Below are 777 nucleotides of genomic sequence, written 5' to 3'. Positions count from 1 at the left end.
GGCCAGCTCGGCGAGGCGGGCGGTGTGCCGGGCGTCGATCTCGGCCAGGCGCCGGTCGCGGGCGGCACCCACCCGGGCGGGCACCGCCGCGGCGGCCCGGCGGGTACGGGCCAGCCGGTCCCGCCCGGCGGCCAGGTCGGCCTCGGCGGTGGCGAGCCGGGTACGGGTGGCGCCGAGGGCCTCGGAGAGCATCCCCCGGACCCGCGTCACCAGTCGAGCGCGGACGTCAGCCACGGGACGGCTCCCGTTCGTCGGTGTCCTCGGGCAGGTCCCGGCCGAGCCGGTCGAGCAGTACGCCGGTGAGCACACCGGCGGTGACCGCAGGGTCGGCCGCGTGCGGCTGTTCCGCGTCGTCGTCGCGGCGCGGCGGGGGCATCCGGCACACCCGGGTCAGCAGCGTGTCGAGCACCGGCCGCGGCAGCCCGGGCAGCAGGTCGCGGACCCGGGAGTCCAGCGCGCCGCGCAGCCGGGGCAGGTCGTCCGCGCGGGGCGGATGGCCGAGCAGCTCACCGGCCAGTTCGCGCAGCAGCGGCGGGGTGATCGCGGCCAGCCCAAGCCCCACGTCGGCGTGCGCCCGGCGCAGCTCGCGGTGCAGCCGGTCCCGGTCGCCGGAGCGGACCCCGGCGGCCACCCGGCGCAGCAACTCGTGTGAGTCCACGACGCGCTCGTCCGGCTCGTCCGGCGCACCCTCCCGGCCGCCGGTCAGCTCCGCCACCCGCACCGCCCACCAGCGCCGCACCGCCGGCTGCTCGCCCGGCTCGGCGGCCGGGCCGGGCA

At 80.3% G+C, this 777-nt stretch carries 1 protein-coding gene and 1 pseudogene; both read right to left on the bottom strand.

Going from position 1 to position 777, the window contains the following annotated elements:
* Positions 1 to 234: hypothetical protein (locus tag AC2CHG_RS31655; RefSeq protein WP_484526235.1), on the bottom strand; the 234-nt coding region annotated here is incomplete at its 3' end.
* Positions 227 to 777 (bottom strand): annotated as a pseudogene (locus tag AC2CHG_RS31650) (hypothetical protein); the annotation flags it as partial. The pseudogene AC2CHG_RS31650 and the gene AC2CHG_RS31655, both read right to left, overlap by 8 nt.

Source organism: Micromonospora sp. ATLC20 (genome assembly GCF_057196585.1).
The sequence above is the reverse complement of the archived record's forward strand: the minus strand, read 5'-3'. Positions and strand labels throughout refer to the sequence as shown.